The organism is Actinomycetospora sp. (assembly GCF_055612215.1).
Genome location: NZ_JBVPVA010000080.1, coordinates 1 through 13,649, shown reverse-complemented (window position 1 = coordinate 13,649; position 13,649 = coordinate 1). Strand labels below are relative to the sequence as shown.

11 protein-coding genes are annotated in these 13,649 nt (G+C 76.6%); 7 read left to right on the top strand and 4 right to left on the bottom strand.

Features of this window, described 5'->3' with window-relative positions:
- The coding region (locus AC0CYZ_RS01865; RefSeq protein WP_472211711.1) for an arabinosyltransferase domain-containing protein at positions 1–2,947 on the top strand (2,947 nt) is incomplete at its 5' end.
- 86 nt (positions 2,948–3,033) lie between these two features.
- Complete coding sequence (locus tag AC0CYZ_RS01860) at positions 3,034–4,260, top strand: FAD-dependent oxidoreductase (RefSeq protein WP_472211708.1); 1,227 nt, start codon at positions 3,034–3,036, stop codon at positions 4,258–4,260.
- A 122-nt stretch (positions 4,261–4,382) separates the two neighbouring features.
- Here AC0CYZ_RS01860 and AC0CYZ_RS01855 read toward each other — a convergent pair whose 3' ends face one another.
- Positions 4,383–5,624: a carboxylate--amine ligase gene (locus AC0CYZ_RS01855; protein ID WP_472211705.1), complete on the bottom strand. Its 1,242-nt coding sequence runs from the start codon at positions 5,622–5,624 to the stop codon at positions 4,383–4,385.
- Positions 5,625–5,905: 281 nt separating this feature from the next.
- On the opposite strand from AC0CYZ_RS01855, the gene AC0CYZ_RS01850 reads away from it, so the two are divergent.
- Positions 5,906–7,924 (top strand): glycosyltransferase, encoded by a 2,019-nt coding sequence (locus tag AC0CYZ_RS01850; RefSeq protein WP_472211702.1) that lies wholly within the window; start codon positions 5,906–5,908, stop codon positions 7,922–7,924.
- On the opposite strand, the gene AC0CYZ_RS01845 is transcribed toward AC0CYZ_RS01850, so the two are convergent.
- Entirely contained in the window at positions 7,917–8,546 is a 630-nt protein-coding gene (locus AC0CYZ_RS01845; RefSeq protein ID WP_472211700.1) for an endonuclease, read from the bottom strand. The genes AC0CYZ_RS01850 and AC0CYZ_RS01845 overlap by 8 nt on opposite strands.
- Positions 8,547–8,605: 59 nt before the next feature.
- On the opposite strand from AC0CYZ_RS01845, the gene AC0CYZ_RS01840 reads away from it, so the two are divergent.
- The 4 genes from AC0CYZ_RS01840 (at position 8,606) to AC0CYZ_RS01825 (ending at position 11,831) form a co-directional block, all read left to right on the top strand.
- The gene (locus AC0CYZ_RS01840) at positions 8,606–9,406 is read left to right on the top strand and encodes an HAD family hydrolase (RefSeq protein ID WP_472211698.1); all 801 of its coding nucleotides are present in this window, start codon (positions 8,606–8,608) and stop codon (positions 9,404–9,406) included.
- A gap of 141 nt (positions 9,407–9,547) precedes the next feature.
- On the top strand, positions 9,548–10,105 hold the full coding sequence (locus AC0CYZ_RS01835) for a phosphatase PAP2 family protein (protein ID WP_472211695.1): 558 nt from the start codon (positions 9,548–9,550) through the stop codon (positions 10,103–10,105).
- A gap of 2 nt (positions 10,106–10,107) precedes the next feature.
- Positions 10,108–11,175 carry a decaprenyl-phosphate phosphoribosyltransferase gene (locus AC0CYZ_RS01830; protein WP_472211714.1) on the top strand — a complete coding sequence of 356 codons (1,068 nt, stop codon included), beginning with the start codon at positions 10,108–10,110 and terminating at the stop codon, positions 11,173–11,175.
- A gap of 56 nt (positions 11,176–11,231) precedes the next feature.
- On the top strand, positions 11,232–11,831 hold the full coding sequence (locus AC0CYZ_RS01825) for a GtrA family protein (protein ID WP_472211692.1): 600 nt from the start codon (positions 11,232–11,234) through the stop codon (positions 11,829–11,831).
- Here the strand turns inward: AC0CYZ_RS01825 and AC0CYZ_RS01820 are convergent.
- Entirely contained in the window at positions 11,812–12,255 is a 444-nt protein-coding gene (locus tag AC0CYZ_RS01820; RefSeq protein WP_472211689.1) for an FHA domain-containing protein, read from the bottom strand. The genes AC0CYZ_RS01825 and AC0CYZ_RS01820 overlap by 20 nt on opposite strands.
- Entirely contained in the window at positions 12,252–13,517 is a 1,266-nt protein-coding gene (locus AC0CYZ_RS01815) for a PP2C family protein-serine/threonine phosphatase (RefSeq protein WP_472211686.1), read from the bottom strand. Before AC0CYZ_RS01815 ends, AC0CYZ_RS01820 begins: the two co-directional genes overlap by 4 nt.
- Positions 13,518–13,649: the final 132 nt, after the last annotated feature.

The following is a 13,649-nucleotide window of genomic DNA, read 5'->3' as shown; positions in this document are numbered from 1 at the left end:
GCCCCGGCCGCTGTCCTTCGACGCGGTCGTCCCCTGCGCGGCGCTCGCCGGGCCCGGCCCCGTCGAGGGCCTGCGCACCGTGCCCCCCGGCGAGCCGCGCGGCCTGCTGGTCGCCGCCGCCGGCGAGGGTCCCGGGCGCCGGATCACCGTCGACCTCGACGGCCAACGCCTCGTCGACGCCCCGCTCGGGGCGGCGCCCTGCACCTGGTCGGTGGCGGTCGACGCGGGCGCCCCGCCGCGGGTGACGCGGGACGGGGCCCCGGTGCCGCTCGCCTGCGGGGCCTGCGCCGACGTCGAGCCGCCCCAGGTGACCCGCCTGTCGACCGAGCGCGAGCGCACGCCAGGGCTCACGGTGGCGCTGCGCCCCGACGACCGCTACGGCTCGTCGCCCTCGTCGCTCAAGACGACCCTGCTCATCGCCCAGCTCGTGGTGCTCGCCGCCCTGGTCGCGGTGCTGTTCGGGCGCCCGCGGCGCGGCCCGCCCGGGCGTGGGGCGCGGCTGTGGGCCCGGGTGCGCTCGGTGCTCGCGCGCCTGCGCCGCCACGCCTCGCCCGCCGACGCCCTCGTCGTGGGCATCTCCGGGCTGTGGGCGGTGATCGGCCCGACGAACTTCGACGACTCCTGGTACCCGCTGATGGCGCGCGCGGCCGAACGCACCGGGACCATGGCCAACGCGGTCTACATGTTCGACGCGACCGAGGCCCCCTTCGTCGCGTCCCAGTACGTGGTCGGGGTGTGGGGCGCGATCGGCGGCTGGTCGCTGCTGTGGATGCGCCTGCTCGCGGTCCTGCTGGGGCTGCTCGCGTGGGCCGGGCTGCGCGTCTACACGATCCTGGCCCTCGAGGGCATCGAGGTCCGCGAGGCGAAGGTGCCGTGGGCGCTGCTCGTCGCGCACCTGCTGTGGTGGCTGCCCTACGGGCTGACGCTGCGCCCCGAGCCGCTGATCGTGCTGCTCTCGGTCGTGGCCCTGGTCTGCGGGCAGCTGGCCCGGCGGTGGGGCGGGGCGCGGGGCGTGGGCGCCGTCGCGGTGGCCGTCGCCGCCGCGGCGGTCTCGGTGACGTGCTCGCCGACGGGGCTGGTCGCGATCGCGCCGCTCGTCGTGGACGCGTCGCGGGGATGGGACTGGCTGCGCGCGCAGTGGGCCACGAGCCGGTGGCCGGCGGTCGCGGCCGTCGCGGTCGTCGTCGCGGCGGCCACCGTCGCGGTGCCGGTCGGGCTCGCCGACGCCTCGATCGGCGACGTGCTCGAGGCCCAGGCCGTGCACTCCTGGTACTACGCGACCGTCCCCTGGTACGACGAGCTCGTCCACTACCAGACCCTGCTCAACCCCGGGGTCACGCCGTGGGCGCGCCGCGCGCCGGTGCTCCTCACCCTCGCCGTCCTCGTCGTCGCCGCGGTCTCCAGCGGCTGGCGCGACCAGCAGGACCCGCTGCGGCGCCTCCTGCTCACCAGCGCCGCCACCACCGGCGTCGCCTTCGCGCTCCTCTCGATCAGCCCGACGAAGTGGGTGCTGCACTTCCCGGCGGTGGCCGCGTCGGGCACCGTCCTCGTCGCGGTCGCCCTGCTGCGGGCCGCGCTGCCGCGCCAGGAGCGGGCCCTCGCCACCGCCGCGAGCGTCGGCGTGGTCGTCGTCGGCGCGTCGGTCACGTTCGCGGGCCTGAACCTGTGGCGGCCCTTCTCCGACCGCGGCCAGCCCTTCGGTCCGCACGCCGTCCCCGATCTCACCCGCTCCGAACAGGGCCTGCTCGCCCCGCACGTCGGCGACGTCTACCTGCGCAACCCGCTGATCTGGATCGCGGTGGCCCTGCTGGCCGCGTGGTGGGCCCACAGCCGCGCGCTGCCGCGCGCCCCCCGCCCCTCGCCCGCCCGCGCGGTGCTCGTGGCCGCCTGCCTCGCCGTCGTCGTCGGGCTCGTCGGGGTCTTCGTGCTGGCGCCGGTGCGCCAGTACCCGGGCTGGACGGTTGCGCTCGGCAACGTCCACGACGCGGTGCGCCCCTCGGCCTGCGGGCTGGAGGACGAGGTGTCGGTGCTGCGGCCCTCGCCGACCCCGCTCGGCACGCCGACGCCCGCCGTCCTGACCGGGGACTGGCTCACCGCGCAGGGCAGCCCCGTGCCGCGCGCCGTGCCGGGGATGGGCACCGTCTGGCACACCGACGGGCCCGCGGTCTCCGGCTCGGGCGCGCTCGACTCGGGCTGGTACCCGCTGCCGCCCGCGGCCGGCACCCCGGCGGCCCCCGGCGACCCGCGGCCGGGCGCGACGGACGTCGTCGTCCCCGTCCTCGCGCGTCCCGACCCCGATCTCGCGATCCGCGCCGGGGTCCGGCTCGAGATCGCGACCGGGCCGATCGGTGCCCCGACGTCGGTGACCCGCGAGAAGATCGGCCTCTCGCCGGTGGCGGACGACCGCACCTGGCAGGAGATCCCGATCTCGCTGGTCGGGCGGCCCGGCCGGCCGACCGCGGTGCGGGTGGTCGCCGACTCCCCGTCCGGCGTGCTCGCCGTCGCGCAGCCCTGGCTCGGGGGTGCGCGGCCGGTGCGGGAGATCCTCGACGGCGTCCCGGTGCGGGCCGACCAGATGACCTCGGCGTTCTGGCCGTGCGTGGACCAGCAGTTCGTCACCGACGGCATCGCCCCGCCGACGCGCTACCGGATGGTGGCCGGCGAGGACCTCGGCGAGAAGTACACCGGGCTCTGGACCGACAACACCCTGGGCGGGGTGTGGCGGGGCGAGAACCTCGAGGCGACGTACGTGCGCCTCCCGACCTCGGTGCCCGTCGGCGGCCCGGCGACCCGGCCGTGGGGCGCGGTCGACCTCGTCGTGCACGACCTGCCCACCGACGGCACCGCCCTCGAGCCCGGGACGACGACCCGCTCCGGGTGGGCGCGGCAGCCCACGATCGCGCGCGAGTCGTACGCGGACGTGGCCTACCAGGGCGCCGACGGCTGACCCCGACGACGAGCGCGGATCCGGGCTCGTCATCATGGGTGCGGACGCGCCGTCGACCTTGCGGCGCACTCGCCGAGAGGGGGACCATGGCCGGATCCACGGACGTCGCGGTGGTCGGCGCCGGCCCGTACGGGCTCGCTGCGACCGCGTTCCTGCGCCACCAGGGCACGTCGACCCACACCTTCGGTGAGGTGATGGGGTCCTGGAAGCACCAGATGCCGCGGGGGATGATCCTGCGCTCCAAGGAGCGCGCGTCCTCGATCGCGCACCCGGTGCCCGGACACACCATCACCGCGTGGGCCCGCGCCCACGACATCGCGCTGGACAACCCGGCGACGCTGCAGCACTTCCTGGACTACGGGGACTGGATCGCGGAGCGCATCGTCCCGGACCTCGACCACCGCCGCGTGGAGCAGGTCGTCCGCGAGGGGTCGGGCTTCTCGGTCCACCTCGACGACGGCGACCGCATGCACGCCGAGCGGGTGGTCATGGCCGTGGGCCTGCGCAACATGGAGCGCTCGGTCCCCGAGTTCGACCACCTCCCCGAGGGCACCGTCTCGCACGTGGCCCACCACGAGGACCTCTCGACGTTCGTGGGCAAGCGCGTCCTCGTCGTCGGGCTCGGGCAGAGCGCGCTGGAGAACGCGGCGATCCTCGCCGACCTCGGTGTCGACGTCACGATCACCGCCCGCGCCGACGCCCCGCACTGGCTCGGCCCGCACAAGCCCGCCGGCTCGCCGCCGCCCACCTTCCGCGAGAAGTGGCGCGTCCCGCCGACGGACGTGGGCGGCCGTGCCACCGGGTGGTTCGCCGCCGCGCCGGAGACCTACCGGCGGCTGCCGGAGCGCCTCCAGCTCGAGGTCCGCCGCCGCTGCCTGTTCCCGGCCGGCTCGCACAACCTGCGGGCCCGCCTCGAGCACGTGCCGTTCCAGCTCGGCCGTCGGATCACGTCCGCGGAGTCGACCGGCGGCGAGATCGTCGTGACCCTGGCCGACGGGACGACGCTGAAGACCGACCACGTCATGGTCGGCAGCGGCTACGACGTCGACGTGACCCGCTACGACCTGCTGGACAAGGAACTGCTCGGCGAGCTGGAGCTCGTCGAGGGCTCCCCGAAGCTCCGCAAGGGCTTCGAGTCCTCGGTGCCCGGGCTGCACTTCCTCGGGGCGCCGGCCGTGCGGTCGTTCGGCCCGGTGAACCGCTTCGTCACCGGCACCTGGTACGCCGCGCCGGAGCTCGCGCGCCGCATCGCCGGCAAGCGGGGCCCGACGCTGCGGGTCGCCTACCCCGTGGGCTCGCACGCGATCGCCTGAGCCCCGGCCAGCACAGGACGAGCGGCCGGTTCGTCACCCTCGACGGTGACGAACAGGCCGTTCGTGCGTTCGCGGGGTGTGGAGCCGGAGCCGGAGCCGGACGCGGAGGCGCGGACCGGGGCTCAGCGGAGCTTGCGCGCCCGCGGCACCCACGTGCGGGCGAAGCGCTGCACCACCGGGGTCGCACGCCCCACGAGCATCGGCAGGACCGGCAGCGGGTCGTCGAGGGCGAACCAGCCGTGCTCGGTCGACGGCGCGCGGCAGTCCGGCGCCGGACCGTCGGTGCGGTCCCCGCGGTAGGCGACGCGCGCGGCGTAGTCGAAGTCCTCGACGACGAACGCCCGCCCCTCGGGGAACGGGGCCCGCGGCGCGGCCCGCCCGGTGAGCGCGAGGTGCTGCGCGCGGACCACGTCGAGGCCCGCCTCGTCCTCGAAGAGCCGGAACTGCGCCCCGACGCGCGGGTTGAAGTCGACGAGCTTGTAGCGCCCGTCGCGCAGGTCGCGCCGCCAGTCGAGGTCGGCGATGCCGCGGAAGCCGACCGCGTCGAAGAGCGTGCGGGCGAGGCCGGCGAGCTCGTCGTTCCAGCGGGCCCGGCCCGCCGTCGTGAACCCGGCGTGCGGCGGCCACGACCGCAGCTTCACCCCGGTGAACAGCGTGCCCTCGTCCGGCGCGCCGGGGCCGGGCCACCAGGCGTGGACGACCCAGTCCTCGGCGGTCTGCCGCGGCACGTACTCCTGCAGGATCACCGACGGCGACTCGTCCCAGTCCAGCGCCATCGCGCGCAGCCGGTCCGGGGTCTCGACGACGGTGGAGGACCGGACCGTCGGGTGGCGGTGGCGCTCGAACGGGTCGCGGCTCTTGACGACGACGGGGAAGGCGCCGTGCGCGGCGTACTCCTCCACCTCGGCGAGGCTCTCCGGGAACCGGGTCATCGGCGTCGGGATCCCGTGCTCGGCGCAGACCCGGAACAGGCCCTCCTTGCTGGCGACGCGGCGGGGCAGGCCCGGGTCGTCGCACCGCGGGAAGAGGAAGTCGTCGGCGAGGCCCGGCTCGGCGCCCAGTTCGGACACGACCGCCGCGGCCTCGTCGTCGGTGGGCACCAGCACCGCCGGGCGCCCGATCGCCTTCGCGATGCCGTGCAGTCCCTCGGCGAGCTCGGCGGGGTCCTCGCTGCCGGTGGTCGGCCAGGAGAACCGCCCCCGGAGGTGGCGCGAGCAGGCGGCGGGGGTGAAGCGGCCCTCGGTGACCGCGTAGACGTCGACCCCGCAGCGTCCGAGGCTGCGGACGACCCCGACTCCGCCGTGGTGCAGCGGGTAGTTGCCGAGCTTGAGCAGCAGCGCCGGTACCGAACGGTCCAGCTCCACCGGTCGTGTCGTGCCTCGCGTGTCGATGAGCACCACGCACCCCCTCCCCCGGTCCGCACTCCCCGGTCGTCCGGTCCAACGACCCGACGGGCCCCGGAGCGATCCGGGTCGTCCCTCCGGGACGGACCGACCCCCGATCGGGGGACATCTCGTCGCGCGAGCGTAGACGGGTACGACATCGCTCCCACTGCAGGCCCGGTGGGGCGCGGCGGGGAGTCCGGGCGGCTCGTGCCACCATCGCCGCCGTCCCGCCGCGGCGGGCAGGACTCGGGGAGGCGACGGTGGACGGCGATCCGACCGGCACGGGGCTCGCGGTGCTCGTGGTGTCCGCCGGGGCGGCGGAGCCGCTCCAACGGACCCTCGACGGGGTGGCCAAGCACCTCCCGGGAGCGCGGGTGCTCGTCTGGTGCCAACCCGTCGACGCCGACACCGACGCCGACCGCGCGGGTCTCGCGGCCGTCCGGCCCGACGTGGACTGGACCGTCGCCGAAGCGGACGCCGGCCGGGTCGCGGCCCGCAACGCGCTGGCGGCCCGCGCGGACGCGGCGTCCGCCACCGGGGCGCCGGTCGACCTGCTGCTGCTCGAGCCGGGCGTCGAGCTCCTCGGCCCGCTCGCGGGGGCCCGGGCGGTGCTCGCCCGGCCCGGGGTCGCCGCCGTGGCGCCGGTGCCCGAGCCCGACCCGGCCGACCCCCACCCGTGGGACGCGGTCGTGCGGCGGACGCCCGGGCTGGTCCGCGACCTCGTGGCGCACGCCGGGGTCGCCGAGCGCCTGCGGGGACGTCGCGCCGGGGAGCTGCTCGCGGGCCCGCCCGCCCCGGGCCCCGTCGACGGGGTGCTCGTCGGGGGCTGCCTGCTCGTGTCCGGGGCGGCCCGCGCGGTGCTCGGCGACTTCGACGAGGACTTCTTCGACCGCGGGGAGGACCTCGCCTGGCAGCGGGCGGCCCGCGCGGCCGGGTGGACGCTGCACCTGGTCGCCGATCCCGACGACCGCGCCGGCCAGGTCCGGCTGCCCGGCGACTCCCTCGCGTCGACCGAGGAGGACCGCGTGCGCCGCGAGGCCGAGCTCGAGCGGGCCGCGCGGGTGATCCTGCTCGGCAACGCCGGGCACCGCGGCGGGGGCACCGCCTTCGCCGCCGGCGTGCTGGCGCTCGACCGGCTGCTCCCGGCCGCGCGGGCGGAGCGCCGCCGACGGACGACGCACGTCGCCGACCGCGCGGCGGGCCTGCCCGGCGTCGTCATCACCTCGAACAACCTCGTCCTGGGCGGGGCCGAGCGGCAGCGCATCCTGCTGGCGAACGAGCTGGTCGCCCGCGGCCACCCGGTCACGGTGGTGTGCCTCAAGGAGCTGGGGCGCTACGTCACCGAGCTCGACCCGCGGGTGCGCCTGACGCTGCAGCCGTTCTGGCAGCCGGTGGTCGACGCGGCGGACCTGCCCGGTGACCACGCCGTGGTCGTCGGCGGGGTCACCAACACCGAGATGGGCTTCGCGCTCGCGTGGCGGGCGCTGGGCCGCGCCCGGGGGCAGCGACGGTCCTGGCTCCCCGCCACCCACGACCCGGCCGAGCTGGACCGCCCGACCTACTCCGCCACCCAGGCCCGCGCGCTGCGGGTCGCCGACGCGCTCGTCGTGCTCTCGCGGCAGCACCACGCCGACCTGACCCGCCACCAGCGGCTGACCGACCGCGTCATGGTGGTCCCGAACGGCATCCCGGAGCCGGACCCGCTGCCGTGGCGGGCGACCGGTGACCGGATCCGCTTCGGGATGCTCACCCGGATCAAGGCCTACAAGAACCCGCTGCTGCTCGTCGAGGCGCTCGCCGCCCTCGACGAGCAGGGCCTGACCGGGTGGTCGCTCGACATCTTCGGCGACGGGCCCGACCGCGCCGACCTCGAGGCCCGGACGCCCGCCCACCTGGCCGACCGCGTGCGCTGGCGGGGCCGCTCGTCCGGGCCCGACCACGCGTTCGCGGAGATCGACGTCCTCTGCGTGCCCAGCGGGTTCGAGGCGTTCCCGTTGGTGATGGTCGAGGCGATGGGCCGCGGGGTGCCCGTGATGGCCGCGGTGAGCGGGGCGATCCCCGAGATGCTCGACCACGGGCGCGCCGGGGTGGTGGTCGACCCGCTCACCCGCGAGGCCTGGACCGACGCCTGCGCGGCGGTGCTCCGCGACCCCGACCGGATCGCCGCGCTCGGCGCGGCCGGACGGGCGCGGGCGCTCGCGCACTACACCTCGGCGGCGATGGCCGACCAGTACCAGCGGGCGTTCGCCGAGGTGGGAGCACTCCGCGCCGCTACGTGACCTGCTCGGCCACGTCGTCGTCGAGCCCGGCCCGCACCAGGGCCGCGGAGAAGCGGGCCAGGTCGTCGGGATCGACCAGCTCGGCGAGCGCCGCAGGGTCCGTCGGCAGCCCGACCGCCTTCGCCCCGTCGGTGGCCTTGCCGTCGAGGTGCGGGCGGAACTCCGGCCAGACCAGCTGCACCTCGCGGGTGAAGATGTCCGCGCCGACCGGGCCCAGGCGCGGCACCTCGGTGAGGAGCCCGGTGAGCCGGGCGGTGTCGCCGTCGGCCTCGGCGCGCATCCGGCGCAGGTCCCCGCGCCAGCGGTCCGCCACGAGCTCGGCGCCCTGCTGCAGCGCGTCGGTGGTCTGGTCCTTGCTCAGGAACTTCGCGCGGGACAGCGCCTCGTGGACCTCGTCGCGCGCCGCGTCGCGCATCCGCTCCGGCGAGCCGAGGCCGGAGTCGACGAGCTCGCGGCACGCCCGGGTCCCCAGCTTCGCCTGCACCCGGCTGGAGAGCAGCACCGCGAGCACGAGCAGGCGGTAGAGCGGCGCGGGCTTGTCGGCCAGGTCGATGCCGGCCTCCGCGGCGAAGGTCTCGCCCCCGGCCTCGAGCAGGGCCGCGACCCTGTCGGCGTTCGTCATGACCGGGGCGTACCCGCTCCGGCGGCGTGCCTGGCGCGGGGGCGCGGAGAATCGGCGGCGTGAGAGCACCCCGCCTGGTCGCCAGCGACGTCGACGGCACGTTGCTGGGCGCCGACGGCCACCCCGGCGCGCGCCTGCTCGCGGTGCTCGACCGGATGCGGGACGCGGCCGTCCCGCTGGTGCTGGCCACCGGCCGACCGCCGCGCTGGATCCTCCCGGTGTGCGACGCGATCGGGCAGCGCGGGCTCTGCGTGGCCGCCAACGGGGCCGTGCTCTGGGACGCCGGCGCCGACCGGGTGCTCGAGGCCGCCGAGTTCGACACCGACACGCTGGGCGAGGTGATCGCCGGGCTGCGGGTCGCCCTGCCCGGCGCGGGCCTCGCGGTGGAGCGGGTGCGGCGCCCCGGGGTCGCGGAGTTCTGCAGCGAGCCCGGCTTCGAGCACGGCTGGCCGAACTCCGACCACGTCGAGGTCCCGCCGGACGAGCTCACCGCCGTGCCCGCGATGAAGGTCCTCGCCCGCCGACCGGGTCTGTCGAGCGACGCGATGGCGGCCGCCGTGCGCGACGGTCTGGGCGAGCTCGTCGACGTGACGTTCTCCGCCTCGACCGGGCTCGTCGAGTGCTCGGTGCGCGGGGTGACGAAGGCGCACGGGCTCGCGCAGGCGGCGGCCCACCTCGGCGTGGGGGCGGAGGAGGTCGTCGCGTTCGGCGACATGCCCAACGACCTCGAGATGCTGCGCTGGGCCGGCCACGGCGTCGCGATGGGCAACGCCCACCCCGAGCTCGCGGCCGCCGCCGACGAGGTCACCGCCCACCACGACGAGGACGGGGTCGCCCTCGTGCTCGAGCGCTGGTTCTGACCCGGCTCCGCGCCGCCGCGGCGCGCCGGGACCTGCCTCCCTGACGGCCGCTTGTCAAGGTCCGCGTAGCATCGCCCCGGTTGCCGCCTGCCTCCGCCGGTGGGGCGGCCCTGACTCGGGGACATCCCGGGAGGAGGACGTGTGCTCGATCGGGCGCCCGACGTGAGCGACGATCCGGCCGGCGAGGTCGCCGCGCTCACCGCGGTCCAGCGCCGCATCGACCACCCCTCCGTCGTGCGGGCCGCCCGTGCGATGTCGTTCTTCGGTGAGCACGCCGCCGGCTGGATCGCGCTCGGTGCCGCGGGCGCCGCGCTCGACCGGCCCCGCCGTCGCCAGTGGGTGACCGCGACCGCGGGGGTCGTCGCCGCCCATGGCACGTCCATCGTGGTGAAGCGGGTCGTCCGCCGGCCGCGGCCGCACGACCCGCGGGTCGCGGTGCACGTGGGCACGCCGAGCCGGTTGAGCTTCCCCTCCTCGCACGCCACCTCCACGACGGCCGCCGCGGTGCTCTTCGGCGGCCTGCTCGGACGGCCGGGTGCCGTCCTCCCGACCGTGCCCGCGATGGCGCTCTCGCGCCTGGTGCTGGGCGTCCACTACCCGACCGACGTGTTGGCCGGGTCCGCCCTCGGGGTGGCGTGCGCACTGGGCGCGCGCCGGCTCATCGCGCGCGGATCCGTCGGCCGCTGGAGGACCGCATGACGATGTCGCAGGACGCGAAGCGGCAGCAGGAGGCCCGCGGGGACACCCCCGACGACGCCGCGGCCGACGAGGCCGCCGCCCGCCTCGCCGTCGACGCCCTGGAGGAGCGCGAGCCCGAGGACGCTCCCGACGACGATGCGGTGCCGGTGCGCCGCACCGGTCCCCTGGCGGTCCCGCTGGGCGTGCTCAAGACGATGCGGCCCAAGCAGTGGGTCAAGAACGTCCTGGTCCTGGCGGCGCCGTTCGCGGCCGGACGCCTGGGCGAGCTGGACGTGCTCTCGCACGTCGTCGTCGCGTTCGCCGTCTTCTCGCTCGCCGCGTCCGGGGTCTACCTGGTCAACGACGCCCGCGACGTCGAGGCCGACCGCGCGCACCCGAAGAAGCGCTTCCGGCCCATCGCCGCGGGGATCGTGCCGGCGCCGGTGGCCTACGGCGTCGCCGTCGTGCTCTTCGCCGGCGCGATCGCGCTGAGCTTCCTCGCGACCCGCAACCTCGCGATCGTGGCCGCGGTCTACATCGTGGTGCAGCTCGCGTACTGCCTGTGGCTCAAGCACGAGCCCGTGATCGACATCTGCATCGTCTCCTCCGGGTTCCTCATGCGCGCCATCGCCGGTGGCGCCGCCGCGACGCTCTACCTCTCGCCCTGGTTCCTGCTGACGATGGCGTTCGGGTCGCTGTTCATGGCGGCGGGCAAGCGCTACGCCGAGATGCGCCTCGCGGAGCGCACCGGCGCCAAGATCCGCAAGTCGCTGGAGCGCTACTCGGCGTCCTACCTGCGGTTCGTGTGGTCGCTCTCGGCCACCGTCGTGATCATGGCCTACGGGCTGTGGGCCTTCGGGATCGGCGTGACGACCGTCCCGGGCCGCGCGCCGACCCCGCCGAGCATGTGGGCGATCATCTCGGTGGTGCCGTTCGTGGTGGCGATCCTGCGCTACGCGGTGGACGTCGACGGCGGCAACGGCGGCGAGCCCGAGGAGATCGTGCTGCACGACCGCGTGCTCCAGGTCCTCGGCGTCGCCTGGGTCGTCCTCGTCTTCCTCGCGGTCACCCTCAACCCCGTCGCGCGCTAGACCGAACCGCGGACGGGGTGGCGCACGGATGCTCCGGGCATGAGGGGACGGAGACGGTGAGCGCGGTCCTCGGTCGACGCGCGCCGCTGTTCTGGGCGCTGGTGCGCTACGCCCTGGTCGGCGTCGTGAACGCCGCGACCTACTACGTGGTCTACCTGCTCGTGCTCGCCCACGTCGGCTACCTCGTCGCCCACGTCATCGGGCTCGGCGCCGCGATGCTGGTGTCGTTCTTCCTCAACTGCCGCGTGACGTTCCGCGTGCGGCCCTCCTGGCGCCGCTTCCTGCTCTACCCGGCCTCGCAGGCGGTCAACGTCGTGGCGACCACGGTCGGGGTGGTCGCGCTCGTCCACCTCGGCGTCGACGAGCGCCTCGCGCCGCTCGCGGCGGCCGTGCTGGCCGTGCCGGTGAGCTTCCTCGCGGCGCGGCTCGTCCTGGCCCACCACCGCGCGACGACCGCGACCGGCCCGATCCCGGTCGTGACCGCGACCGGTCCCCTCGCCGCCACCGGACCCGTCGCCGCGACCGGACCCCTCGGCGTCGGGCCCGACCCGGACCCGCACCCCACGACCGGCCCGCTCGCGAGCGTGGACCCGGCCGCCGCCGCGGTGATCGAGGACGACCCCGCGACGCTGCGCCTCATCGCCGTTCGACGGTGATCGTGGTCCACGCCCCGACGTGGATCGAGTCGCCGGAGGCCAGCGGCACCGGTGTCCCGGGCTCGAGCCGCTCCCCGGCGTAGTTCACCGAGGTCCCGTTCGTGGACCCGGAGTCGAGGACCACCCAGCGGTCGGGGCCCACGGCGAGCAGCACCGCGTGCCGGTGGGAGACCCCCGGGTCACGGGGCGGACCGGTGAGGTCGATGCCCGGGGCGTCGTCGTCCGGGCGGGCCGTGCCCGGGGCGTCGTCGGGCACCCCGCGCCGGCCGATCCGGACCTCGTCACCGCGCAGTGGGACCTCGAACTCCACCGGGTCGGCGGGGAACGCGGGCAGCTCGACGTCGCCCGGAGCGGTCCAGGGCCGGGCCCGGACGAGCTCGTAGTGGTCCCGGTCGGCCCAGACCCGCGCGGTCCAGCCCGTCATGGACGGGACCGTGTCGGGTCGCCGGGGTACGCGCCGCCCGACCCGTCACCGCCGTCGTCCCCGTACTCGTCGTCGTCATCGTCGCCGAGCGGGATGAGGATCGGCCCGGTGTCGTCGCTGCCGTCGGGCCGCGGGTCCCACTCGCCCTCGCCGTCGGCGGGGTCGAGCGGCAGCAGTGCGACCGTGGCGTTGTCGTGGCCGCCGTCGGCCAGGGCCGCGTCCACCAGGGCGCGGGCGTCGGCGAGGACGTCGTCGCCGGTGAGCAGCGCGGCGAGGCGGTCGGCGTCGGGGATGTGGTTCCAGACCCCGTCGCTGCACAGCAGCAGGTAGCCCGGCCCGGCGGGGCGGAAGCGGCGGGCGCGGGCGGGTCCCTCGGGGGAGTCGTGGCCGAGCCAGCGGGTGAGCACGTGGGCGCGGCGGTCGGCGTGCGCCTGCTCGCGGCTCATCACCCCGGCGGCGGCGATCTCCTCCGCCCAGGAGTCGTCGGTCGAGAGGAGCTGCGAGGTGCCGTCGGAGGCGAGCCAGTAGACCCGGCTGTCGCCGACCCAGGAGACGACCGCGGACCCCGCGCGGGTGACGGCCCCGGTGTAGGTGGTGGCCGGCGGGTCGTTCGGGTCGCCGCCGTAGCGCAGCAGGTCCGCGGCCGCCTCCGCCGCGGCGCTCGCGGCCGTCGCGGCGAGGGCGTCGAGCCCGGCGCCGTCGTGGTGGGCGGTCACGCGGGTGAGGCCGGCGGCCACCGCGGCCTCCGCGGCGGCCAGGGAGGCCTCGTCGCCGCGCCGCGCGGACGCGACGCCGTCGCACACCGCCCCGAGGAGCAGCTCGCCCGTCGGCGTCGCGATCCGGCCGAGCGCGCAGGCGTCCTCGTTGCGGCGCCGGCGCAGCCCGCGGTCGGTGACCGCCGCGCCGGGACCCAGGCGGAACTCCACGTGGTCGCGCACCGCGGGCCGCCGCGTCCCGCAGTTCCCGCACACGCCCTCGACGGCCTGCCCGGCGTCCGCGCCGCACTCCGGGCAGTCGGCCTCCTCGATCTCCGCGCGCGTGGCCTCGAGCACCGCCCGGAGGTCGGTGTGCTCGCCGGCGGTCCCGGCGGGCCCGACCGACTGCACCGGGACCCCGCCGGTCGGGTCCGGGTCCGCCACGCCCGGACCGGTGTCGGGCACGGGGGTCCCCGACGGCGGCGTCGGCCGCCCCGGGCTCGAGCGGTCGGGGCCCGGGTCGTCGGAGCCGTTCGTCGCGGACGGCGGCGCGGAGGACTCGGTCACGTCGGGAAGGCTCCTCGTGGGGCGGGCGCGCGGGTGCGGCCGCCGGGGACTCCTCGGCGAGGATCGTCCCGGCGGGGATCGCCGTGGTCGGGATCATCTTGGTGCACGGCCCCGCGGTCGGCCGCTCCACCC